We start from the raw sequence: 21,204 nt of genomic DNA on the forward strand, positions 1-21,204 counted from the left end.
ATTCCGTTGCGGAGAGCCTCTCGGAAACCCGCAATGAAAAAGCCCGCGCTTCTTGCGAAGCGCGGGCTTTCTTTTGGGGCGAGGCGGCCGGCCGGCCGCTTCGGAATGGATCAGCGCGTGGGCTTGAACGCACGTTTTTGTGCGTCGCGGGGCACGAACACCTTGCCCGGGCCGCCATGGCCTGCGCCATTGCCGCGCGGTGCGAAACCTTCGCGGGGTGCAAAGCCTTCACGGGGCGCGAAGCCGCCGTCGCCACGGCCGCCACCATGGCCATGGCCGCCGCGCGGGGCGCTGTCGCCCCAGCCCGGCTTGCGGCCGTAGCCGCCGCCATTGCCACCGTCGTCGCGGCCACCGCCGAAGCCGGCATTGTTGCCGCCCTGGAAGCCGCGCGGGCCCTGACCCTGGCTCGGGGCCGGACCACGTGCGTTGCGGTCGTTGAAGCCGCTGGCACCGGCGTAGCCGCCGCTGTTGCCGCCGCGGTAGCCACCGCCGCCGCCCGCGCCGCCATTGCCGAACTTGCGATCGCGCGATTGGTTGTCACCGCGGCCACCGCGGTACTCGCCCATCGGCGGACGCGATTGCGGCATGCGCTGCTGCGGCTCGAGACCGGCGACCACTTCAGCCTTGAATTGCTGGCGGCTGTACTGCTCGATGTCCATGATCTTGCGGCGATCGCGGAACTCGGCAAAGGTGATGGCCAGGCCGTCGCGGCCTGCGCGGCCGGTGCGGCCGATGCGGTGGGTGTAGTCCTCGGCCTTCATCGGCAGGCCGAAGTTGAAGACGTGGGTGATCGTCGGCACGTCGATGCCGCGGGCGGCAACGTCGGTGGCCACCAGGATCTGCACCTGGCCCTGGCGCAGCGCCATCAGGCGGCGGTTGCGCAGGCCCTGGCTCAGGGCACCGTGCAGCGCCACGGCGCTGAAGCCTTCTTGCTGCAGGTCGCCGGCGAGGCCGTCGCATTCGACTTGCGTGCTGGCGAACACGATCGCCTGGTTGATGCTGGTGTCGCGCAGCCAGTGGTCGAGCAGCTTGCGCTTGTGCTGGCTGTTGTCGGCCCAGTACAGCGATTGCTTGATGTTGGCGTGCTTCTCTTGCGGGCTGTCGATGGTGATGCGCTGCGGCTCGCGCATGACGCGCTGGGCCAGCTGCTGGATGCGCGGCGCGAAGGTGGCGCTGAACATCATGGTTTGCTGGCGCTCGATGGTGAGCTGGTTCACTTCGGCCAGGTCGTCGGAGAAGCCGAGGTCGAGCATGCGGTCGGCTTCGTCGACCACCAGGAACTTGACCTGGTCGAGCTTGAGCTGCGACGAGCGCTGCAGGTCGAGCAGGCGGCCCGGCGTGGCCACCACGAGGTCGGCGTTCTGCAGCTTGGCGATCTGCAACTGGTAGGGCATGCCGCCCACCACGTTGGCAACGCGCAGGCCCCGGCAATGGCGAACCAGTTCGATGGCGTCGTGCGCAACTTGCTGCGCGAGTTCACGCGTCGGGCACAGGATCAGGGCGCCGGGGGTGGCGGCCTTGAAATGGCGTGCGTTGGTCGGGTCCTTGCGCTTCGGCTTCTTGGGCACGGCTTCGCCGCGGGCAGCGGCTTCGGCGGCCAGGCGCTGGAATTCGGCCTTGGCTTCGGCTTCGGCCTCGGCCTGGCGCTTGAGCAGCGTGTGCAGCACGGGCAGCAGGAAGGCAGCGGTCTTGCCGGAGCCGGTCTGGCTGGAGACCATCAGGTCGACGAAGCGGGCCTTGCCGTCCTGGCCGGCTTCACCGCCCATGGCGAGCGGGATCACCTTGTCTTGTACGGTGGTCGGCTGGGTAAAGCCCAGGTCGGCCACGGCGGCGATCAGTTCCGGCGCGAGGCCGAGCTTGATGAAGCCGTTGGGCAGGCGGGGTTCTTCGGCCACGGCCGCTTCGGGGGCTGCTGCTTCGAGCGCCTCGAGAATCGGCGCTTCGGACACGGTGTCCGCGGCGGCGATGAATTCGTTGTTGTTGGTGGATTGCACAGGCGCGAACTCGCCCTGCGCTTCAAAAGCGTCGGTCATGTGAATATCAATCTCAAACGCGAGCGCTGCCGCAGGCGGCGCCCCGTTGGTGGTTAAAAACATCAACCATCCAACGACATTCAACTTCTGGCTTACGCCGGAGGCTGCGGCCCTTTTTGATCAGCGGATGCGATCGGGCGCGGTGTGCAAGATAGGGAGATGCAAGAGACGCTGACCAGAAAACCCAAAATACCGGAGCCCGGATCAGCGAAGCCTTCGATTATGGCACGAGTCGGGGTTTTTACCTAATCCGTCAGTTTAAGAAAGGTTTCCCGGTAGTGCGCGAGCTCCTCGATGGATTCGTGCACGTCGGCCAGCGCCGTGTGCGCCTGCTGTTTCTTGAAGGAGCTGTAGGCGGCGGGCTTCCAGCGCTTGGCCAGCTCCTTGAGGGTGCTGACGTCGAGGTTGCGGTAGTGGAAGTACGCCTCGAGCTTGGGCATGAACTTGACCAGGAAGCGCCGGTCCTGGCCGATGGTGTTGCCGCACATGGGCGAGCCGCTGCGCGGAATGTACTTGGCAATGAATTCCAGCAGCTGCTGCTCGGCCGCGGCTTCGTCCAGCGTGGAGGCCTTCACCTTGTCGATCAGGCCGCTGCGGCCGTGCGTGCCCTTGTTCCAGGCATCCATGGCGTCGAGCACCGCGTCGCTCTGGTGGATGACCAGCACGGGGCCGTCGATGCGAGGCGTGAGGTCGGGGCCGGTAACGACCACGGCAATCTCGAGCAGGCGTTCTTTCTCCGGGTCGAGGCCGCTCATTTCGCAGTCGAGCCAGACCAGGTTCTGGTCGCTTTTCTTCAGGACGGGCGTGGCTGTGGCGGTCGTGGGGTCGAGGGATTCGGGCATCGCTGGATTGTCGTCGAAGGTCTGCACCGGCCGGACCCGAGGGCTAAACTCGACGCTCATATGTCCTATTCGCTCATCTTCACCATTGCCTTCGCCTCTGCACTGGTCGCGGGCCTGCTCGTGAAGTTCTGGCTCGCCTCGCGGCAGGTGCGCCACGTGGCGCGGCACCGCGGCGCCGTGCCGGCCGCTTTCGAACACACCATCAGCCTCGCCGCACACCAGAAGGCGGCCGACTACACCATCGCCAAGGCGCGCTTCGGCCTGGTCGAGATGGCCTGGAGTACCGCATTGCTGCTGGGCTGGACGCTTCTGGGCGGGCTCGACGTGCTCAACAGGCTGTTGCTGGCGTGGCTCGGCGGCGGCATGGTGCAGCAGTTGGCCCTGCTGGCCGCGTTCGCGGTCATCGGCGGCCTGCTCGAGCTGCCTTTCACGCTCTGGCAGACCTTCAGGCTCGAAGAGCGTTTCGGCTTCAACAAGATGACCCTTCGCCTCTGGCTTGCAGACACGCTCAAGTCGACGCTGCTCGGTGCGGCGATCGGGCTGCCGATCGCCGCGCTGATCCTCTGGCTCATGGGCACCGCGGGCACCACGTGGTGGCTCTGGGCCTGGGCCGTGTGGATGGGATTCAACCTGCTGGGGATGCTGATCTACCCCACGTTCATTGCACCGCTGTTCAACAAGTTCAAGCCGCTCGACGACCCCGACCTCAAGGACCGCGTCACGGCCTTGATGAAGCGCTGCGGCTTTGCCGCCAAGGGCCTGTTCGTGATGGACGGCAGCACGCGCAGCGCCCACGCCAATGCGTACTTCACGGGCTTTGGTGCGAGCAAGCGCGTGGTGTTCTACGACACGCTGCTGCGCCAGCTCAACGCAAGCGAAGTGGAAGCCGTGCTCGCGCACGAGCTCGGCCACTTCAAGCACCGCCACATCGTGAAGCGGCTCGCGGCGATGTTCGCACTGAGCCTGGTGGGCTTCGCGCTGCTGGGCTGGGTGTCGACCCAGGTCTGGTTCTACACGGGGCTGGGCGTGCAGCCCAGCATGACGGCCACGGCGCCGAACAATGCGCTCGCGCTGCTGCTGTTCATGCTGGCGGTTCCGGTGTTCGGCTTCTTCGTCGCACCCCTGCCCGCCCGGCTGTCGCGCAAGCACGAGTTCGAGGCCGATGCGTATGCCATTGCGCAGACCAGCGGCGCCGACCTGTCGGCAGCGCTGCTCAAGCTCTACCAGGACAACGCGTCGACGCTCACGCCCGACCCGGTGTTCGTCAAGTTCTACTATTCCCACCCTCCGGCCTCCGAGCGCCTCGCGCGCATGGTGGCGGCCTGAAAAAATACTTGCCCCGGAAGCCAAGACCATGAGCAGCATGTTCAAGCCCAAAGACTGGAAGAGCATTCCTCCCCGCCACGCGCTGAGCGCCACCGAGATCGTGTCCGGTCTCGCCAAGCTCGACGGGTGGAAGCTCAGTGGCGACGGTGCCAACGTTGCCATCGAGAAGACCTTCACCTTCGCCAACTACTTCGAGACCATCGCTTTCGTGAATGCGCTGGCCTTCATTGCCCACACGCAAGACCATCACCCGGACCTGTCGGTGCACTACAACCGCTGCGCCGTGCGCTTCAACACGCACGACGTGGGCGGACTGTCGGTCACCGACTTCGAGTGCGCGCGCCAGGCGGACGCGCTGGTTGCGGGCCCCACCGCATGACGGAACACGCCCGTGGCTAAACCGGGCCGCGCCACTGCCTTTGCAGCCACAGCTGCGAAGACACTCCACGATGGTCTCGTTGTTGCCAGCCATGGGCGTCATTGCCTTGTCGAAACACCGACTGGCGAGCGGCTGATCTGCCACCCGCGCGGCAAGAAGAGCCAGGCCGTGGTCGGTGACCGCGTGCGCTGGCAGGCCACGGAGGACGAAGGCACCATCGAAGAGGTCGTGCCGCGGCGCAACCTCTTCTACCGGCAGGACGAGATCCGCACCAAGTCGTTTGCCGCCAACCTCGACCATGTGCTGATCCTGATCGCGGCCGAGCCGGAGTTTTCCGAGCACCAGCTGGCGCGCGCATTGATTGCGGCGGAGGCCGAGCGCATCACTCCGATCATCGCGCTCAACAAGAGCGACCTGGTCGAGCCCTTCGCGCGCGCATGGAACAAGCTGGCGCCCTATCGCCGCATGCATCACGGCGTGCTGCCGCTGTCGCTGAAGGCGTCGGGCGAAGCAGACTATGCCTCGCTGATGAAATTGCTTGCCGGCAAGTCGACCCTCGTGCTCGGACCCTCCGGCTCGGGCAAGAGCACCCTGACCAACCTGCTGGTGCCGGGCGCGACCGTGCTGACGCAAGAGATTTCGCAGGCGTTGAACTCAGGCAAGCACACGACCACCAGCACCACCTGGTACTGGATCGACGAAGCGCGCACCACCGGCCTGATCGACTCGCCCGGCTTCCAGGAATTCGGCTTGAACCACATCGCGCCGATGCAGCTTGCGAGCCTGATGCCAGACATTGCCGAGCACGCCAACGACTGCAAGTTCTACAACTGCACCCACCTGCACGAGCCGGGCTGCGGCGTGATCGCGAATGTGGATTCGCCCGCCAGGCCGGGGCCGATCAGCGCAACGCGCTACAAGATTTATGGCGAGCTCTTCGCCGAATTGAGCCAGTCGCGCTACTGAACGCCCAGGATCGATTCGAGTGCCTGCACCAGCGCCCCGCACTGCTCCCGCGTGCCGATGCTGATGCGCAGGTACTGCGCAATGCGCGGCTGCCTGAAATGCCGCACCAGCACTGCGCGCTCGCGCAGCTGCGCCGCGAGTTCGGCCGCGTCGCGCTTCGGATGGCGCGCAAATACGAAGTTGGCCTGGGAAGGCAGCACTTCGAAGCCCAGGTCTTCGAGCTGCAGGCTGAGCCCTTCGCGGGTGTCGACGACCTTGTCGCGCGTGGTCTTGAACCAGTCTTCGTCCTCGAGCGCTGCCACCGTGCCCGCCGTGGCGAGCCGGTCGAGCGGATAGGAATTGAAGCTGTCCTTGACGCGCACCAGCGCATCGATCAGATGCGCCTGGCCGCAGGCAAAGCCGACGCGCAAACCCGCCAGCGAGCGCGACTTGGACAAGGTCTGCACCACCAGCAGGTTCGGATACTTGCCGACCAGCGGCAGCGCACTCTCGCCGCCGAAATCGACATACGCCTCGTCCACCAGCACCACGCGCCCGGGGCATGCCGCGAGCAGCTGCTCGATGCGCGCGAGCGGCAGCCCAATGCCCGTGGGTGCATTCGGATTGGCGATCACGAGGCCGGCACAGCCGCCGCTGACACGGGCTGCCATGGCATCGACATCGATGCGCAGGCCCTCATCGACGGGCAGCAGTTCGCATGCAATGCCATAGAGCTGCGCATAGACCCGGTAGAAGCTGTAGCTCACATCGGGCATCAGCAACGGCTCGGCCTGCTGGAAGAAAGCGAAGAAGGCGTGCGCCAGCACCTCGTCCGAACCGTTGCCCGCAAACACCTGGTCGGCTTGCAGCCCGTGGCGCCGCGCCACCGCCTCTCGCACGGCGAGCGAGGTCGGGTCGGGGTAGCGCTCCAGGCCGCTCGCTGCCGCTTGCTGGATGGCGTCGATGGCGCGCGGCGACGCCGGGTACGGGTTCTCGTTGGTGTTGAGCTTGACGAGGTTGGCGATGCGCGGCTGCTCGCCGGGCACATAGGGTTCGAGCGCGCCGATGCGCGGGCTCCAGAAAGCCGGTACGGAGGTGGCCATGGCGTTTCGGGGCTTTCTCAGCCGAGCAGCCGGGCCAACGTGAGCAGGGCCAGCAGCACCATCCACATCACCACCGAGCGCCAGACCAGGCCGACCACGCTGCGCAGGTGGCCGGGCTCGGGCTCGCGGCCCGGCGTGCTGCCGCTGTCGGGCCGGCGGCCGTCGTCCATCGAATCGCCGGCCTGCGCGCGCGGCAGCGGATCGGTGATCGGAATGGGGCTCAATGCACCGCCCCCCAGGCGCACGTTGACCGCGCCCGAGGTCGCCGCAAGGATCACGCCGTCGTTCTCGCTCGGGAAGCGCCGCGCGTCGTTGCGCCAGCAATCGATGGCCTCTTCGAAGCTCCCGACAACGGCGAAGCCCAGTGCGGTGATGCGCGCGGGCAGCCAGTCGATCGCGTGCCAGGCGCGCTCCGCGGCCCGCTGCACCGAGACGCTCGAAGGCTGTATGGCGGCGCCGTTCTTGTGCATCCAGTAGCGCGACACGAATTCGCTCATGCGATAGAACGCCGCACCGGCCGGCCCCAGGCCCAGGGCGGCGAGTATCGAGAACCACGCCAGCACGCCGAACACGTGGCGATGCGCCGCGATCACCGAATGCTCGATCACGTGGCGGACGATTTCGCTGCGCGGCAGGTCGGCCGCATCGACACCCTGCCAGTGCGCCAGCAGCGAACGCGCGAGCGGCTCGTCGCCTTCGTCGAGCGCGTCGCGAATGTCCGTGAAGTGGTGGCTGAACTGGCGAAACCCGAGCGTGACGTAGAGCACCGCAATGCTCCAGAGCACGGCGAACGGCAGCCCGAGCGTGAACACCAGCAGCCAGTGGATGCCCAGCGTCAACAAGGTGGGCACGAACACCGCAAGGGCCCACGCGACCCATCCGTGATGCGGCTTGCCGGCATCGAAGTTGCGGCTGGTCCAGCGCGTCCACGCCAGCACGCCGCCGTACACCGGGTTGCGAGAGGCGAGCGGGCGCACCTGCTCGATCAGCAACGCACACAGGATGGCAAAGAAGCTCATCCTTCGATGATAGCGAGAGAGCTTGCGAGGGCCCCGGCCCGGGCCGAGGTCAGGCGCTGAGGAAGCGATAGAGGTTGCGCAGCATGCCTGCGGTGGCGCCCCAGACGAAGCGCTCTTCGGCGCCGTCCTGGTAGGGCATCGAGTACCACTCGCGGTGGGTGCCGTCGGGCGCGGGCACCGTATGGCGGCGGTGGTTGGCCGGATCCATGAGCCAGGCCAGCGGCACCTCGAAGGCCAGCGCCACTTCGTGGGGATTGATGGTGAGCTCGAAGTCGGGCTCCACCAGCGCGACGACGGGCGTCACGATGAACGACGTGACGGTCGTGTAGGTCGGAAGGCTTCCAAGCACTTCGATGAACCGGGCCGACAGGCCCACTTCTTCCCAGGCTTCGCGCAATGCTGCCGCCGCGGTGTTCGCGTCCTCGGGATCGACACGGCCGCCCGGGAACGCGACCTGCCCCGAATGATTGGACAGGTGCGCGGTACGTTCGGTCAGCAGCACGGTTGCGCCTTGCGGCCGCTGCACGATGGGCACCAGCACGGCTGCCTGCGCCGGCGCACGGTCGATCAGGCGCGGTTCGCGGCGCAACTCGGGCGCCCACTCCGGCGGCGTGGCAAAGCGCCTGCGCAGGGCTTCGGTCGTCAGCTGCGCGGGTGCGACGGCGGGCAGGCCATCGGGGCCGCCGACCACCGGCGCCTTGCGCGGGTCGATCGACAGCAGCGTGGGGGGCACCACGGCATTGACGGGTTCGACGGGAGCAAATGGCATGGGGGCGGCGGAATCGGTCAAGTGAGAGAGTTTCAGTGAAGGAGTAGAGCGTAAAAAAGCCGTGCTGTCTTTTCGCAAGAAACGTGCACGGTGCACAACGCAAAAAGCCGCCAGAGCGGCGGCTTTTTTGCACGGCAGGAAGCGGCTTACTTGGCAGCCTGCGACTTGCCCGGCAGCTTTTCCTTGATACGTGCCGAACGGCCGCTGCGGTCGCGCAGGTAGTACAGCTTGGCGCGGCGGACATCGCCGCGGCGCTTGATTTCGATGCCGGCGATCAGCGGGCTGTAGGTCTGGAACGTACGCTCCACGCCTTCGCCGCTGGAGATCTTGCGCACCGTGAAGCCGCTGTTGAGGCCGCGATTGCGCTTGGCGATCACGACGCCTTCGTAGGCCTGCACGCGCTTGCGGGTGCCTTCGACGACGCTCACGCTGACGATGACCGTGTCACCGGGCATGAAATCGGGGATCTTCTTGCCGAGGCGGGCGATTTCTTCCTGCTCGAGGGTTTCGATGAGGTTCATGATTTCCTGATATTCGATCGTGCTCGCGCTACACAAAAGGCGCCTTTGGTTTCATTGCTCCTTGATCGCCGAGGGCAACAAAGGATCACAACAAGGCCAGGCGCGGCCGGGCAGAGGATCGGGGAACCGAAGATTATAGCTTTTTTTTCAGCGCCGTCTCATCGGCCTTGCTCAAGCGGCCGGCAGCGCGCGCGGCGGCAATCAGGTCGGGACGCCGCGCGGCGGTAATGGCGAGCCGCTGGTCGCGCCGCCAGCGCTCGATCTGCACGTGGTGCCCGGACAACAGCGGCGCCGGCACGCCCTGCCCGTTCCATTGCTCGGGCCGCGTGTAGTGCGGGCAATCGAGCAAGCCGTCGAGCGAAGGATTGAAGCTGTCCTGCACGTGGCTGGCTTCGTCGCCCAGCACACCGGGCTGCAGCCGTGCCACCGCATCGAGCAGCGCCATCGCCGGGATCTCGCCGCCGGAGAGAACAAAGTCGCCGAGGCTGATCTGGTGCGTCACGCGCGTATCGATGAAGCGCTGGTCGATACCTTCATAGCGGCCGCAGACCAGCACCGCACCTTCGCTGGCAGACCAGCGCTCGACCGCTTCGTGACGCAATGCCTCGCCGATGGGAGAAAACAGCACGACCGGCGCCGGAGAGCCGCGCGCGGCCAGCGCCGCATCGAGGCAGGCCGAGAGTGGCTCGGCCATCATCACCATGCCGGGACCGCCGCCGAAGGGCCGGTCGTCCACGCGCTTGTAATTGCCCTGCGCGAAATCGCGCGGATTCCAGAGCACGACCTCGACCTGCTTCGACTCGTAGGCACGGCGCGTCACGCCGCTGGCCATGAAGGGCGCGAACAGTTCGGGAAAGAGCGTGAGGACGTCGAAGCGCATGCGCGCGAGGCCTGGTCAGTAGCCTAGTCAGTATTCAGGCTGCCAGTCGACCGTGATGAGGCGGCCTGCGAGGTCGACCTTGTCGATGAAGACCGAGACGAAGGGCACCATGCGTTCGATGGCCTTGCCGTCTTCTTCGGCCGCGAGCACCAGCGTGGTCTGCGGGCCCGTGGCGAGCAGCTCGCGCACCGTGCCGAGCGCCACGCCTTCGCGGTTGACCACCGAAAGGCCGATCAGATCGACCCAGTAGTACTCGTCGTCGCCGGCCGTCGGAAAGCTCGAGCGCGGCACGAAAACGCGCGCGCCGCGCAGTGCCTCGGCGGCATTGCGGTCGGGCACATCTTCGGACGAGGCGACGATGCAGTCGGAATGTTCTTTGGCTTCGCGGATCGCGAGCCGGAAAGCTGCGGTTGCCGAGGCTCCGGGAGCCTGCAGGAACCAGCGCTTGGAAGAAAAAAGCGCCTCTGGCTGGGCGCTGTGGGGCAGGACCTTGAACCAGCCCTTGATGCCCCATGCATCGGCGATGCGTCCTACCTCGATCGCATCCGCCGGCAATTCGGCGGCTTCGAGTGCGGGCAACATCGCCGTGCCGGACAGCTTAGGCAGCTGCCTTGGGAGCCGCGGCAGCGGCTTGCTTGATCAGGCGCAGGACCGTGGGCGAAGCTTGTGCGCCCACGCTCTTCCAGTAGGCCAGGCGGTCCTGGGCAATGCGGATGCTTTCTTCGTTTTCCTTGGCGATCGGGTTGTAGAAACCCAGGCGCTCGATGAAGCGGCCATCGCGGCGAACGCGCTTGTCCGACACGACGATGTTGAAGAACGGACGGCCTTTGGAGCCGCCGCGGGAGAGTCGAATGACGACCATGATTTATCCTTGGGTGGTGCAGCAAGCCCGTTTTCTAAACAAGAAGCCCGCTCACAGTGTTCTTTCAACGTCGAGACACGCGACATGGCCACCCGGCCAGCGACACGCTGAAAAGCCTGCGATTATAGCCCGACCCGCGTTTTCTCCGAATTTCCGCGCTTGCGCCATCCGTTTTCCCTCTGCATGACCCTCACCATCCGCCCCAGCCGCGACGAAGATGTCGCGGCCCTCACGGCCATCTACGCCCATCACGTGCTGAACGGCACCGGCACTTTCGAAACCGAGCCTCCCTCGGCCGCCGACATGGCCGCGCGGCGCGCCGACGTGCTCGGCAAGAACCTGCCCTACCTCGTTGCCGAAGAAAATGGCGAGGTGTTGGGTTTTGCCTACTGCAACTGGTTCAAGCCGCGCCCGGCCTACCGCTTTTCGGCCGAAGACTCGATCTACATCTCCGAAGCCGCACGCGGCCGGGGCCTGGGCGGCCAGCTGCTGGCGGCCCTCTCGCAGGCCGCCGAGGCGGTGGGCGTGCGCAAGCTCATCGCCGTGATCGGCGACTCGGCCAACGCGGGCTCGGTGGGCGTTCATCGCAGCCAGGGCTTCACGCAGGTGGGCGTGCTCAAGGACTGCGGCTGGAAGTTCGGCGAATGGCGCGACGTGGTCCTGATGGAAAAGGTGCTCGGCGAAGGCAGCACCACCAAACCCGAATGAAAAACAAGACCATTGCCGCCTGGCTCTCCTTCCTGGGCGGCCCCTTGGGCCTGCACCGCTTCTACCTTCGCGGCATGGGCGACTGGCTCGGCTGGCTGCTGCCCATTCCCACGGCGCTCGGCCTCTACGGTATCGAGCGCGCGCGCATGTACGGCCTGGACGACGGCTGGAGCTGGGTGCTGATTCCGCTGCTGGGCTTCACCATCGCCGGATGCGCGCTGATGGCCATCATCTACGGCCTCATGACGCCCGAGAAGTGGAACGCCCGCTTCAACGCAGGTGCGCCGCCGGACGCCGCCCCGGGCCGCACGAACTGGGCCACCATTGGCGCCGTGGTGCTGGCGCTCCTCTTCGGCACCACGGTGCTGATGGCCAGCATCGTGTTCAGCTTCCAGCGCTACTTCGAACACCAGGTCGAGGAAGGCCGGAAGATCTCCCAGTAGCTGCTGCGCGCCCTCAGGCTGGGCAGATCAGAAAATCTGCAGGCTGAGCCAATACGCAATGGCGGCGACAAAGGCCGATGCCGGGATCGTGAAGATCCAGGCCCAGACGATGTTGCCCGCCACGCCCCAGCGCACGGCGCTGGCACGCTGCGCGGAGCCGACGCCCACGATGGCGCCGGTGATGGTGTGGGTGGTCGAGACAGGGATGCCCAGCGCGGTGGCCAGGAACAGCGTGAGCGCGCCGCCGGTCTCCGCGCAGAAGCCGCCCACGGGCTTGAGCTTGGTGATCTTCTGGCCCATGGTCTTCACGATGCGCCAGCCGCCGAACATGGTGCCCAGCGCGATCGCGGCATAGCAGCTCACGATGGTCCAGGTGGGCGGGCTCGCATCGGCGGCCGAGGCATAGCCGGTGGCGATCAGCAGCATCCAGATGATGCCGATGGTCTTCTGCGCATCGTTGCCGCCGTGGCCCAGGCTGTACGCCCCGGCCGAAACCAGCTGCAGCCGCCGGAACCAGCGGTCGACGCGGGATGGCGTGGCGCGCCGGAAGCCCCAGGCCACCAGCACCATCATCATCGAGCCCAGCACGAATCCGAGAAACGGCGAAACGAAGATGAAAGCCACGGTCTTCCAGATGCCGGTGGCCACGAGGCCGCCGGTACCAGTCTTCGCGATCACGGCCCCCACGATGCCGCCGATCAGCGCGTGCGACGAACTGCTCGGGATGCCGTAGTACCAGGTCACGAGGTTCCAGCTGATGGCGCCCACGAGCGCGCCAAAGACCACATGCACATCGACCACACCGGGCTGGGCAATGCCCTTGCCGACCGTGGCCGCCACGCTCAGGTGGAAGATGAAGATCGCGATCAGGTTGAAGAAGGCTGCGAACAGCACGGCGTGTCCTGGTTTGAGCACGCCGGTCGACACCACGGTGGCGATCGAGTTCGCCGCGTCGTGGAAGCCATTCATGAAGTCGAACAGGATCGCGAGCGCGACCAGCACCATCACCACCCAGAGGGCGACCTGAACCGTTGCCATCGATTGCTACCGCTCAGGAATTCTCGAGGACGATGCCCTCGATGACATTGGCCACGTCCTCGCATTTGTCGGTGATCGTCTCGAGCAACTCGTAGATTGCCTTGAGCTTGATCACCTCGCGCACGTCGGGCTCCTCGCGGAACAGCTTGCTCATGGCGCTGCGCATCACGCGGTCGGCGTCCGACTCGAGACGGTCGATTTCCTCGCAGGTCTTGAGCGTGGCCTCGGCCACGGCCGGGTCGGCGATCTTGCCGAGGAACTTGACGGCGTCCTTGAGGCGGTCGCAGCACTTCACGCTCAGGGCAGTGAGGCGCACGATCTCGTCGGTCATGTGCCGCACGTCGTACAGCGCCATGGTCTCGGCCGAGTCCTGGATCAGGTCGGCCACGTCGTCCATCGTGTTGATGAGCTTGTGGATCTGCTCGCGGTCGATGGGCGTGATGAAGGTCTTGTGGATCAGCCGGTTGACGTCATGCGTCACGCGGTCGGCCGCACGCTCGGCGTTGTCGACGTCGCGGTTGTATTGCTCCCGCAGATGCACGTCGTTGTAATTGGCCACGAGTTGCTCGAACGCCCGCGCCGCTTCGACGATGCGCTCGGCGTGCTGGTTGAACATCTCGAAAAAATTCCCCTCGCGGGGCAGCAGCTTGCCGAACATGGCGCTCTCTCCTGGGTTCGCGGCTGCCACAAATGTGTGACAACGTCATGAAAAACCGCGCAAGTGTAATGGGCGGAGCGAAGCCGGCCGGTCCGGCAGGGTTCCGGACCCTGCCCGGCTCAGTCGCGGATTCGCTCGATGACCTGCGAGGAAACGCGGGCGAGTGCCGCGCGCGGCACCTTGTCGGGGGCGATCTCGGCCAGCGGCTTGAGCACGAAGGCGCGGTCGCGCATGCGGGGGTGCGGCAAGCTCAGCGCGGGCGTGTCCTTGATCGCGTTGCCGTGCATCAGCAGGTCGAGATCGAGCGTGCGCGGCGCGTTGGGAAACGGCCGTTCGCGGCCGGCCTGCTCTTCGAGCAGGTGCAGCTCGGCCAGGAATGCCTCGGCCGTGAGCCCGGTCCGCACGGCCACCACCGCATTGATGAAATCGGGCCCGGCCGCATCGACCGGTGCGCTGCGGTAGAGCGACGAGCGCGCCGTGACCACGGTGCGTTCGATGGTGCCGATGGCGTCCATGGCCGCTTTCACCGCCGCCTGTGCGTCGCCCAGGTTGGCGCCGATGGCGACGAAGGCCTGCACGGTCGGGTAGTCCTCGCGCGTGCGGCGTGCGGGCGCACCCGCAGCCCCCGCCTTGCCCGCAGGCCGGCTGGGCGCGCGCCGCGCGGGCGCAGGTCCGCCGCTCTTCGGCTTCGATGATGGACCGCCACGCGATGGCGGCCGGCTCTGACCGCCGCCGCTCTTGCCGTCCTTCGGCCGGTTCGGTGCGCTCATTCGGCTGCGGCGCTCCCGCCGCCCTCGCCGCCACTGCCACCGCCGCCACCTCCGGTGCGCGGCTTGCGGCGACGGCGGCGCTTGCGCGGCGCGGCCGCTTCGCCATCGGGCGGCACGGCGCCGGCATCGACTTCGACCTCGGCCTCGTCGTCCTGCCGCAGTTCGGCGTCGGCCTGGTGCTGGCGCGCCACCGGCTCGCCGCGCGGCTTCGGCGCCACCGGGTCGCGTGTGCGCACGCGCTGGCGGGTCTTCTGCTCGTCGCGCACCTGTTCCAGCAGGTCTTGCTGGCGCACTTCGTCGGCCGTGCTGAACTCTTGCCACCACTCGGCAATGGCCTCGCTGACCTCGCCCACGTCGGCGCGCAGGCGCATGAAGTCGAAGGCGGCGCGGAAACGCGCCTGATCGACCAGGCTGTAGGGCGTGGAGCCGGTGCGCTTGTCGAAGCGCGGCTGCATCATCCAGATCTCGCGCATGTCGGCGGCCAGCTTGCCGCGCCCCGACACGTCGCCGATGCGGGCGTTGAACACATCATCGATGGCATCTTGCAGCGCCGGGAACGGGGGCTGCGGGCGCTGGCCGTGCCGGCCCTCGATGCGCTGGGCCCAGCCGTCGCGCACATCGGCCCACAGCACGCAGGCCAGGAGGAAGCTGGGCGCCACGGGCTTGCCTTCGCCCACGCGGCGGTCGGTGTCCTGCAGGGCCGCCTTCACGAACGGCGAGTCGGCGCGCTCCACCACCACGTCGAGCAGCGGATAGATGCCCGTGACCAGGCCCAGCTTGCGCAGCTGCTCGACCGTGGCTATGGCGTGGCCGGTCTGCAGCAGCTTGAGCATCTCGTCGAACAGGCGGCTCTGCGGCACGTCGGCCAGCAGCTTGCTTGACTCGACCAGCGGGGCGGCGGTCTTGGCTTCCATCTTGAAACCGAGCGCCGCGAGCTTGGCCGAGAAACGGATCGCGCGGATGATGCGCACCGGGTCTTCGCGGTAGCGCGTGGCCGGGTCGCCGATCATGCGCAGCGTGAGCTTCTGCGCGTCCTTGATGCCGTTGTGATAGTCGACCACGATCTGGTTGGCCGGGTCGTAGTACATGGCGTTCACGGTGAAGTCGCGGCGCGCCGCGTCTTCTTCCTGCGGACCCCAGACGTTGTCGCGCAGCACGCGGCCGCTGGCATCCACCGCGTGCTTCATGCTTGCGAGCTCGCCCTTGCTGGTGCGCTCGTTGCCGGCAACCTGCTCGGCGGCGGCGTTGTCCATGTAGGCGCGGAAGGTCGAGACTTCGATCACCTCGTGCTCGCGGCCGCGCCCATACACCACGTGCACGATGCGAAAGCGCCGCCCGATGATGAAGGCGCGCCTGAACAGCGACTTGACCTGCTCGGGCGTGGCGTTGGTGGCCACGTCGAAGTCCTTCGGACGCAGGCCCAGCAGCAGGTCGCGCACCGCGCCGCCCACCACGTAGGCCTCGTAGCCGGCTTGCTGGAGCGTGGTGACGACGTTCTTCGCGCGTTCGTCGACCAGGGCTGGATCGATCTTGTGAACCTCGGCCGGCACCTCCTGGCGCTTGCCGAAACGGCTCTTGCCCTGCGTGCCGCCGGCGGATTTGCCCAGCAGCTTGTCGATGAATTTCTTGATCATTGTTGGTTGAAGCTCTTCTTATTCGTTTTCGAGCATGGATCGGATCAGCGGGATCGTGATCGCGCGCTGTGTCTGCAGGGCATAGCCATCGAGCTGCGTGAGCAGCTCCATGAGGCTGCCCAGGTCGCGGCTGAAGCGGTGCAGCATGTAGTCGAGCACGTCGTCCGACAGCATGACGCCGCGCGCGTCGGCCGCCTGCCGCAGCACCGCGCGGCGTTCGCTTTCGCTCAGCACCTGCAGGTGGAACACATGGCCCCAGCCCAGCCGGGTGCGAAGGTCTTCGCGCAGCGGCAGGTCGGCCGGCGGCAGGGCGCCCGCGGCCACCACGCCGCGCTGTAGGGTCTGCGCGTTGACGAACCAGTTGAAGGCCGCGTGCTGCTGCACCGCGGTGTAGAGGTGTACATCGTCGAGCAGCACGGCGCCCCAGCGCTCGTCGAACTCGGGCGGCTCCAGCAGGCCGGCATGCAGCCAGCCCACGCTCGCGCCCTGCTCGCGCAGTGCGACACGCACCGATTCGAGCAGATGGCTCTTGCCGCTGCCGCTTTCGCCCCACAGATAGGTCGGCACGGGAGAGTGAGGCACCGATGGGCCGGCGCCGCCCACCCACAGTTGCAGGTGCCGCAGCGCCGCCTCGTTCGGGCCGGCAAAAAAAGCGTCGAAGCTGGGGCCCGTCGCAATGCCGATATCGAGCGCGAGCTGTTTCATCCCGGGAAGGTTCATGGAGGGGGCCCGGAGGGCCCTTAAAATCGTGAGGAATTCTATCGGCCCGGCCGCTTCGGTTACCGGCGCCCCTACCTCTTCGTCTCCTTCCCGCCCCTTTCTCGACACCGTCCGACCATGACTTCCACCACGCCCACCCCGCTCAGCTACAAGGATGCCGGTGTCGATATCGATGCCGGCGACGCCCTGGTAGACCGTATCAAGCCCCTCGCCAAGAAGACCCTTCGCGAAGGAGTGCTGGCCGGCATCGGCGGCTTCGGCGCGCTGTTCGAGGTGCCCAAGCGCTACAAGGAGCCGGTGCTGGTGAGCGGCACCGACGGCGTGGGCACCAAGCTCAAGCTGGCCTTTGAATGGAACATGCACGACACGGTCGGCATCGACCTGGTGGCCATGAGCGTCAACGACGTGCTGGTGCAGGGCGCCGAGCCCCTCTTCTTTCTCGACTACTTCGCCTGCGGCAAGCTCGACGTGGACACGGCCGCGGCCGTGATCGGCGGCATCGCACGCGGCTGCGAAATCTCCGGTTGCGCGCTGATCGGCGGCGAAACCGCCGAAATGCCTGGCATGTACCCGGCCGGCGAGTACGACCTGGCGGGATTTGCGGTCGGCGCGGTCGAAAAGTCGAAGATCCTCACCGGCCAGAACGTGAAGCCCGGCGACGTGGTGCTGGGCCTGGCTTCGGCCGGCGTGCATTCCAACGGCTTCAGCCTGGTGCGCAAGGTGATCGAGCGCGCGGGTGCAGACCTGCCCGCCACGCTCGACGGCAAGCCTTTCCGCGAAGCCGTGATGGAACCCACCCACCTCTACGTGAAGCCGGTGCTCGAAGCGCTGGCCAGGCACCCGATCAAGGCGCTGGCCCACATCACCGGCGGCGGCCTGCTCGAGAACATTCCGCGCGTGCTGCCCGAAGGCACGGCGGCCCGCCTCAAGAAGGGCAGCTGGCCGCAGACCGAGCTCTTCGCCTGGCTGCAGAAGGTGGCGGGCATCGACGACATCGAGATGAACCGCACCTTCAACAACGGCATCGGCATGGTGGTGGTGATCGACGCGGCCGAAGCCGCCGCCTGTGCCGCCACGCTGCGCGCGGCGGGCGAGTCGGTGTATGAAATCGGCACCATCGCCGAGCGCGGCGCGGGTGCCGCCGTGGTGGTCGGCTGATCTTTCCCTCCGAGGCTCGCGCGCGCAGCACCCGGACCCTGATGTCCAAACCAACCCTCGTAACCATCGACACCAAGCCCCAGCCTGCCTCGCGCAACGTGGTGCTGGCCAGCTACCTCCTGATGCCGGCTGCCCTGCTGCTGGTGATGTGGGAGCACCTGCTGCCCGGCCTTTTGTGCGTGTGCATCGGTTTTCTGGCCACGCGCTGGTTCACACGCCTGATCGGCAATGGCCTGGCGCGGCTGAGACTGCCGCCAGGCCGTGTCAGCGTGCCGGCCCGGGTCCTGGCGGTCACGCTGGTGCTGCTGGCCCCCCTTGCGCTGATTTCGCTGGGCCTGTCGCAGGCACGCGAGTACATCCTCGATGCGCCCGACCAGTACCGCGACCTGCTCGACTACACGGCGCGCACCGTGCTCGAGCTGCGGCTCAAGCTGCCCCCGGAAATCGCGGTCTACCTGCCCGAAGGCGCGGCCGAAGTGCAACGCGTGGTGGCCAACTACCTGCGGGCGCAGGCCGGTTCGCTGGCCCTGGCAGGCCGGGCGTGGCTGGGCGGGCTGCTGTTCGCCTACGTCGGACTCATCGTGGGCGGGCTGGCCGCCATTGCGCCGCCGCCATTGCGGCACCGGCCATTGGCTGCGCAGCTGTATCGGCGCATCAGCATCTTCGGCGAGGCCTTTCGCCAGATCGTTGCCGCGCAGTTCTGGATCGCGGCTTTCAACACCCTGCTGACCGCCATCTTCCTGCTGTTCCTGATGCCGCTCTGGGGCCCCCACCTGCCCTACACGCCGGCGCTGATCACGCTGACCTTCGTGGCGGGCCTGGTGCCCATCGTGGGCAACCTGGTCTGCAATTCGGTCATCACGCTGGTGGCGCTCTCGGTGTCGCCGATCACGGCACTCGCCTGCCTTGTTTTTCTTATCGTCATTCACAAGGCCGAGTACGTGATCAACGCCAAGGTGGTCGGCAGCCGCACGCAGATGCGGGTGTGGGAACTGCTGGCCGTCATGTTCGTGGCCGAAGCGGTGTTCGGCCCGGCCGGGCTGGTGGCGGCGCCGCTTTTCTACGCGTACCTCAAGAAAGAGCTGCAGGCCGCCGAGCTCGTCTAGCACTCATGTCCTGATTTGATCGATTCTGGTCTGCTTTGGCGCGGACCGCGGGCTGGCGGCACTGAAGAATAGGCGGCATCATTCACTCCGCCCTTCGAGCCAACCCCATGAAATCCTGTCTGATAGTGATCGATGCGCAGGAATCGTTTCGCCAGCGCCCGTACTGGTCCGAAGATGTTGCGCAACCCTACTTTGCCGCGCAGAACGCGCTGATCGAAGGCTGCTCGGCCGCCGGTCTCCCGATCGTGCGCGTCTTCCATGTCGACAACCCCGCAACGGCGGTCAACCCGTTCGCCATCGAATCGGGCTTCGTGCGCCCGATCGAGGGCCTGGCACCGTTCGAGGCCGCGGCCACCTTCACCAAGCACCGCCACAGCGCACTGGTCAACAGCGGCCTCGACGTCTGGCTCACGCAGCAGGGCATCGGCCGGCTGATCGTGAGCGGCATCCGCACCGAGCAATGCTGCGAAACCACCACGCGCCACGCCTCCGACCTGGGCTGGGAGGTCGACTACGTGACCGACGCCACGCTGACCTTCGACATGGTGCAGCCCGACAGCCGGCCGCTGGCCGCAGCCGACATCAAGGCACGCACCGCGGCCGTGCTGGACGGCCGCTTTGCCACCGTCTGCAGCGTGGCGCGGGCGCTGCAGCGTGCCGGCGCCAGGACCCACGAAAGCGTGGCGGCATGACCTTGCGCGTAAGGATCCTCGCCTACGACGGCGTCGAGGCACTCGATTTCGCGGGGCCCTTCGAGGTGTTCACCACCGCGAGCCGCGTCAGCCAGCGGATGGATGCCGGCACACAAGCCCCGTTCGAGGTCGCGTCCGTGGCGCTGTCGAGCAACGGCCGCCAGCCCGTGCAGGCCCGCGCCGGCCTGCGGCTGCTGGCCGACCATGACCTGGCCACGAACCCGGGTGCCGACGTGCTGATCGTGCCCGGCGGCGTGGTCGATGCCCCGATGGCGAGCCCCGCCACGCTGCGCTGGATCGCCGACTGCGCGGCCGGTGCACAAGTGGTTGCCTCGGTCTGCACCGGCGTCTTCCTGCTCGGCAAAAGCGGCGTGGTCACGCACGAGGCCGTCACCACCCATTGGGAAGACATTGCTGACCTGCGCGAGCAGTTCCCCTCGCTCGATGTGCGCGAAGGCGAGCGCTGGATCGACAGCGGCCGCGTGGTCAGCTCCGCAGGCATCAGCGCCGGCATCGACATGAGCCTGTACCTGGTCGAAAGGCTGTCCGGCCGCGCGCTGGCCGAACGCACCGCGCGCCAGATGGATTACGCATGGACCTCCGGCAGCAGCCCATCCGCGTAGTGTTCGTGCTCCTGCCGGGCAGCCTGGTGCTCGACTGGGCCGGCCCCGCGGAGGCGCTGCGCATCGCGAACCAGCGGCTGCGCGCAGCAGGCCAGCCCGAGCGCTTCGAGATCGAATTCGCAAGCCCGCGCCCCACGTCGATCGGTTCCGTGGGCGTGGCGCTCGCCAATCTCGCGCCGTTGCCGGCGCAATGGAGCGGTCCGGCCTGGATCGTGCTGGTCGGGCTGCCCGGCGACTCCATCTCTGTCGACAATGCCGAAACCCAGGACCTTCTGCACTGGCTGCGCAGGCAGCGCTTCGAGCGCGGCCGTCTCGAGCTGGTCACGGTCTGCGCGGGCGCCCTGCTCGCCGCGCATGCCGGTGCGCTCGCGGGCCGGCGCGTCACCACGCACCACCACCACCTGGACGAGCTGCGCGCAGTAGAGCCGCGCTGCGACGTGGTGGCCAACCGCGTGTTCGTCATCGATCCGCCGGTCTACAGCAGCGCGGGCGTCACGACCGGCATCGACCTGGTGCTGCACCGCATCGCGGATGTATGCGGCGAGCCCCTGGCCGCCCAGGTGGCGCAGACCATGGTGGTGGCGCAGCGGCGCGGCCCGCACGACCCGGAGCTTTCGCCCTTCCTGGCCTACCGCAACCATTTGCATGCCGCGCTGCACCGGGTGCAGGACGCCGTCAGCGAGCAACCGCAGGCCGACTGGAGCGTGCCCCGGATGGCCGAAGTGGCCCACACCTCGGCGCGCCACCTCACGCGGCTGTTCGTCGAGCATGCGGGCGTGGCGCCGCTGGCCTACCTGCGCCGGCTGCGGCTGGCGGCGGCCCAGCTCGCGCTGGCCTCGGGCGCGAGCGTGACGCGGGCGGCGGAAATCTCGGGCTTCGGATCGGACACGCAGCTGCGGCGCGCATGGCATCAGTTCGGGCTGCCCGGCTCGCCATCCGCTTCCACATCGCTGTCGAAAGCCTAGCGCCGCAGAG

24 protein-coding genes are annotated in these 21,204 nt (G+C 67.1%); 10 read left to right on the top strand and 14 right to left on the bottom strand.

The genetic code is table 11. From position 1 onward, the window contains the following. Positions 1-110: 110 nt before the first annotated feature. Together ACAM55_RS17560 and orn are read right to left on the bottom strand one after the other, a co-directional pair. Positions 111-2,033: a DEAD/DEAH box helicase gene (locus ACAM55_RS17560; RefSeq protein ID WP_369652772.1), complete on the bottom strand. Its 1,923-nt coding sequence runs from the start codon at positions 2,031-2,033 to the stop codon at positions 111-113. Positions 2,034-2,278: 245 nt separating this feature from the next. Further along, positions 2,279-2,875, bottom strand: coding sequence for an oligoribonuclease (gene orn, locus ACAM55_RS17565; RefSeq protein ID WP_369652773.1), 597 nt, complete (start codon positions 2,873-2,875; stop codon positions 2,279-2,281). A gap of 60 nt (positions 2,876-2,935) precedes the next feature. Between orn and ACAM55_RS17570 the strand changes: the two genes are divergently transcribed. The 3 genes from ACAM55_RS17570 to rsgA are packed head-to-tail and all read left to right on the top strand — an operon-like array spanning position 2,936 to position 5,546. Next, positions 2,936-4,201, top strand: a complete 1,266-nt coding sequence (locus tag ACAM55_RS17570; RefSeq protein ID WP_369652774.1) for a M48 family metallopeptidase — start codon at positions 2,936-2,938, stop codon at positions 4,199-4,201. 28 nt (positions 4,202-4,229) lie between these two features. Next, positions 4,230-4,580: a 4a-hydroxytetrahydrobiopterin dehydratase gene (locus tag ACAM55_RS17575; RefSeq protein ID WP_369652775.1), complete on the top strand. Its 351-nt coding sequence runs from the start codon at positions 4,230-4,232 to the stop codon at positions 4,578-4,580. Positions 4,581-4,592: 12 nt separating this feature from the next. Beyond that, the gene (rsgA, locus tag ACAM55_RS17580) at positions 4,593-5,546 is read left to right on the top strand and encodes a ribosome small subunit-dependent GTPase A (protein ID WP_369652776.1); all 954 of its coding nucleotides are present in this window, start codon (positions 4,593-4,595) and stop codon (positions 5,544-5,546) included. Here the strand turns inward: rsgA and hisC are convergent. The 7 genes from hisC to rpsP all read right to left on the bottom strand — a co-directional run bounded on the left by hisC (position 5,540) and on the right by rpsP (position 10,679). Beyond that, entirely contained in the window at positions 5,540-6,628 is a 1,089-nt protein-coding gene (gene hisC, locus ACAM55_RS17585; RefSeq protein WP_369652777.1) for a histidinol-phosphate transaminase, read from the bottom strand. The two genes, rsgA and hisC, sit on opposite strands and share 7 nt — an antisense overlap. A gap of 17 nt (positions 6,629-6,645) precedes the next feature. Next, complete coding sequence (locus ACAM55_RS17590) at positions 6,646-7,647, bottom strand: CobD/CbiB family protein (RefSeq protein ID WP_369652778.1); 1,002 nt, start codon at positions 7,645-7,647, stop codon at positions 6,646-6,648. 49 nt (positions 7,648-7,696) lie between these two features. Beyond that, complete coding sequence (locus ACAM55_RS17595; protein ID WP_369652779.1) at positions 7,697-8,416, bottom strand: CoA pyrophosphatase; 720 nt, start codon at positions 8,414-8,416, stop codon at positions 7,697-7,699. Positions 8,417-8,562: 146 nt separating this feature from the next. After that, complete coding sequence (rplS, locus tag ACAM55_RS17600; RefSeq protein ID WP_028259815.1) at positions 8,563-8,937, bottom strand: 50S ribosomal protein L19; 375 nt, start codon at positions 8,935-8,937, stop codon at positions 8,563-8,565. 133 nt (positions 8,938-9,070) lie between these two features. After that, positions 9,071-9,817: a tRNA (guanosine(37)-N1)-methyltransferase TrmD gene (trmD, locus tag ACAM55_RS17605; RefSeq protein WP_369652780.1), complete on the bottom strand. Its 747-nt coding sequence runs from the start codon at positions 9,815-9,817 to the stop codon at positions 9,071-9,073. Between the two features lie 27 nt (positions 9,818-9,844). Continuing rightward, complete coding sequence (gene rimM, locus ACAM55_RS17610) at positions 9,845-10,399, bottom strand: ribosome maturation factor RimM (protein WP_354398125.1); 555 nt, start codon at positions 10,397-10,399, stop codon at positions 9,845-9,847. A gap of 16 nt (positions 10,400-10,415) precedes the next feature. Further along, positions 10,416-10,679, bottom strand: coding sequence for a 30S ribosomal protein S16 (rpsP, locus tag ACAM55_RS17615; RefSeq protein ID WP_028259818.1), 264 nt, complete (start codon positions 10,677-10,679; stop codon positions 10,416-10,418). Positions 10,680-10,862: 183 nt separating this feature from the next. Between rpsP and ACAM55_RS17620 the strand changes: the two genes are divergently transcribed. Both ACAM55_RS17620 and ACAM55_RS17625 read left to right on the top strand, forming a co-directional pair. After that, positions 10,863-11,387, top strand: coding sequence for an N-acetyltransferase family protein (locus ACAM55_RS17620; RefSeq protein ID WP_369652781.1), 525 nt, complete (start codon positions 10,863-10,865; stop codon positions 11,385-11,387). Then, positions 11,384-11,830 (top strand): NINE protein, encoded by a 447-nt coding sequence (locus tag ACAM55_RS17625; protein ID WP_369652782.1) that lies wholly within the window; start codon positions 11,384-11,386, stop codon positions 11,828-11,830. The genes ACAM55_RS17620 and ACAM55_RS17625 overlap by 4 nt, the downstream gene beginning before the upstream one ends. Positions 11,831-11,857: 27 nt before the next feature. Here the strand turns inward: ACAM55_RS17625 and ACAM55_RS17630 are convergent, their stop codons facing one another. The 5 genes from ACAM55_RS17630 to hda all read right to left on the bottom strand — a co-directional run bounded on the left by ACAM55_RS17630 (position 11,858) and on the right by hda (position 16,635). After that, positions 11,858-12,868 (bottom strand): anion permease, encoded by a 1,011-nt coding sequence (locus tag ACAM55_RS17630; RefSeq protein ID WP_369652783.1) that lies wholly within the window; start codon positions 12,866-12,868, stop codon positions 11,858-11,860. A gap of 13 nt (positions 12,869-12,881) precedes the next feature. Next, positions 12,882-13,526, bottom strand: a complete 645-nt coding sequence (locus ACAM55_RS17635; RefSeq protein WP_021006205.1) for a DUF47 domain-containing protein — start codon at positions 13,524-13,526, stop codon at positions 12,882-12,884. Positions 13,527-13,645: 119 nt separating this feature from the next. Beyond that, positions 13,646-14,296, bottom strand: coding sequence for a 2-amino-4-hydroxy-6-hydroxymethyldihydropteridine diphosphokinase (gene folK / locus ACAM55_RS17640; RefSeq protein WP_369652784.1), 651 nt, complete (start codon positions 14,294-14,296; stop codon positions 13,646-13,648). Beyond that, positions 14,293-15,930: a polynucleotide adenylyltransferase PcnB gene (gene pcnB, locus ACAM55_RS17645; RefSeq protein ID WP_369652785.1), complete on the bottom strand. Its 1,638-nt coding sequence runs from the start codon at positions 15,928-15,930 to the stop codon at positions 14,293-14,295. Before pcnB ends, folK begins: the two co-directional genes overlap by 4 nt. Positions 15,931-15,948: 18 nt before the next feature. Further along, positions 15,949-16,635 carry a DnaA regulatory inactivator Hda gene (gene hda, locus ACAM55_RS17650; RefSeq protein WP_369656420.1) on the bottom strand — a complete coding sequence of 229 codons (687 nt, stop codon included), beginning with the start codon at positions 16,633-16,635 and terminating at the stop codon, positions 15,949-15,951. A gap of 132 nt (positions 16,636-16,767) precedes the next feature. Here hda and purM point away from each other — a divergent pair, with 132 nt between their 5' ends. The 5 genes from purM (at position 16,768) to ACAM55_RS17675 (ending at position 21,194) form a co-directional block, all read left to right on the top strand. After that, positions 16,768-17,808, top strand: a complete 1,041-nt coding sequence (gene purM / locus ACAM55_RS17655; protein ID WP_369652786.1) for a phosphoribosylformylglycinamidine cyclo-ligase — start codon at positions 16,768-16,770, stop codon at positions 17,806-17,808. A gap of 41 nt (positions 17,809-17,849) precedes the next feature. Continuing rightward, complete coding sequence (locus ACAM55_RS17660) at positions 17,850-18,914, top strand: AI-2E family transporter (RefSeq protein WP_369652787.1); 1,065 nt, start codon at positions 17,850-17,852, stop codon at positions 18,912-18,914. Between the two features lie 107 nt (positions 18,915-19,021). After that, positions 19,022-19,606 (top strand): cysteine hydrolase family protein, encoded by a 585-nt coding sequence (locus ACAM55_RS17665; protein WP_369652788.1) that lies wholly within the window; start codon positions 19,022-19,024, stop codon positions 19,604-19,606. Next, positions 19,603-20,229: a DJ-1/PfpI family protein gene (locus ACAM55_RS17670; protein ID WP_369652789.1), complete on the top strand. Its 627-nt coding sequence runs from the start codon at positions 19,603-19,605 to the stop codon at positions 20,227-20,229. The genes ACAM55_RS17665 and ACAM55_RS17670 overlap by 4 nt, the downstream gene beginning before the upstream one ends. Continuing rightward, positions 20,199-21,194 (top strand): GlxA family transcriptional regulator, encoded by a 996-nt coding sequence (locus ACAM55_RS17675; RefSeq protein WP_369652790.1) that lies wholly within the window; start codon positions 20,199-20,201, stop codon positions 21,192-21,194. Before ACAM55_RS17670 ends, ACAM55_RS17675 begins: the two co-directional genes overlap by 31 nt. Positions 21,195-21,204: the final 10 nt, after the last annotated feature.

The sequence above is a fragment of the Variovorax sp. V213 genome (assembly GCF_041154455.1).
Classification (GTDB): domain Bacteria; phylum Pseudomonadota; class Gammaproteobacteria; order Burkholderiales; family Burkholderiaceae_C; genus Variovorax.

Excerpts from the sequence above, each read along its gene's own strand:
- ACAM55_RS17575 (WP_369652775.1), top strand. The coding sequence starts at position 4,230 with ATGAGCAGCATGTTCAAGCCCAAAGACTGGAAGAGCATTCCTCCCCGC.
- ACAM55_RS17670 (WP_369652789.1), top strand. The coding sequence starts at position 19,603 with ATGACCTTGCGCGTAAGGATCCTCGCCTACGACGGCGTCGAGGCACTC.
- hisC (WP_369652777.1), bottom strand. The coding sequence starts at position 6,628 with ATGGCCACCTCCGTACCGGCTTTCTGGAGCCCGCGCATCGGCGCGCTC.
- ACAM55_RS17665 (WP_369652788.1), top strand. The coding sequence starts at position 19,022 with ATGAAATCCTGTCTGATAGTGATCGATGCGCAGGAATCGTTTCGCCAG.
- trmD (WP_369652780.1), bottom strand. The coding sequence starts at position 9,817 with ATGCGCTTCGACGTCCTCACGCTCTTTCCCGAACTGTTCGCGCCCTTC.
- ACAM55_RS17675 (WP_369652790.1), top strand. The coding sequence starts at position 20,199 with ATGGACCTCCGGCAGCAGCCCATCCGCGTAGTGTTCGTGCTCCTGCCG.
- orn (WP_369652773.1), bottom strand. The coding sequence starts at position 2,875 with ATGCCCGAATCCCTCGACCCCACGACCGCCACAGCCACGCCCGTCCTG.
- rplS (WP_028259815.1), bottom strand. The coding sequence starts at position 8,937 with ATGAACCTCATCGAAACCCTCGAGCAGGAAGAAATCGCCCGCCTCGGC.
- hda (WP_369656420.1), bottom strand. The coding sequence starts at position 16,635 with ATGAAACAGCTCGCGCTCGATATCGGCATTGCGACGGGCCCCAGCTTC.
- folK (WP_369652784.1), bottom strand. The coding sequence starts at position 14,296 with ATGAGCGCACCGAACCGGCCGAAGGACGGCAAGAGCGGCGGCGGTCAG.
- ACAM55_RS17660 (WP_369652787.1), top strand. The coding sequence starts at position 17,850 with ATGTCCAAACCAACCCTCGTAACCATCGACACCAAGCCCCAGCCTGCC.
- rpsP (WP_028259818.1), bottom strand. The coding sequence starts at position 10,679 with ATGGTCGTCATTCGACTCTCCCGCGGCGGCTCCAAAGGCCGTCCGTTC.
- ACAM55_RS17590 (WP_369652778.1), bottom strand. The coding sequence starts at position 7,647 with ATGAGCTTCTTTGCCATCCTGTGTGCGTTGCTGATCGAGCAGGTGCGC.
- ACAM55_RS17635 (WP_021006205.1), bottom strand. The coding sequence starts at position 13,526 with ATGTTCGGCAAGCTGCTGCCCCGCGAGGGGAATTTTTTCGAGATGTTC.
- ACAM55_RS17630 (WP_369652783.1), bottom strand. The coding sequence starts at position 12,868 with ATGGCAACGGTTCAGGTCGCCCTCTGGGTGGTGATGGTGCTGGTCGCG.
- ACAM55_RS17570 (WP_369652774.1), top strand. The coding sequence starts at position 2,936 with ATGTCCTATTCGCTCATCTTCACCATTGCCTTCGCCTCTGCACTGGTC.
- ACAM55_RS17560 (WP_369652772.1), bottom strand. The coding sequence starts at position 2,033 with ATGACCGACGCTTTTGAAGCGCAGGGCGAGTTCGCGCCTGTGCAATCC.
- ACAM55_RS17595 (WP_369652779.1), bottom strand. The coding sequence starts at position 8,416 with ATGCCATTTGCTCCCGTCGAACCCGTCAATGCCGTGGTGCCCCCCACG.
- ACAM55_RS17620 (WP_369652781.1), top strand. The coding sequence starts at position 10,863 with ATGACCCTCACCATCCGCCCCAGCCGCGACGAAGATGTCGCGGCCCTC.
- purM (WP_369652786.1), top strand. The coding sequence starts at position 16,768 with ATGACTTCCACCACGCCCACCCCGCTCAGCTACAAGGATGCCGGTGTC.
- pcnB (WP_369652785.1), bottom strand. The coding sequence starts at position 15,930 with ATGATCAAGAAATTCATCGACAAGCTGCTGGGCAAATCCGCCGGCGGC.
- ACAM55_RS17625 (WP_369652782.1), top strand. The coding sequence starts at position 11,384 with ATGAAAAACAAGACCATTGCCGCCTGGCTCTCCTTCCTGGGCGGCCCC.
- rimM (WP_354398125.1), bottom strand. The coding sequence starts at position 10,399 with ATGTTGCCCGCACTCGAAGCCGCCGAATTGCCGGCGGATGCGATCGAG.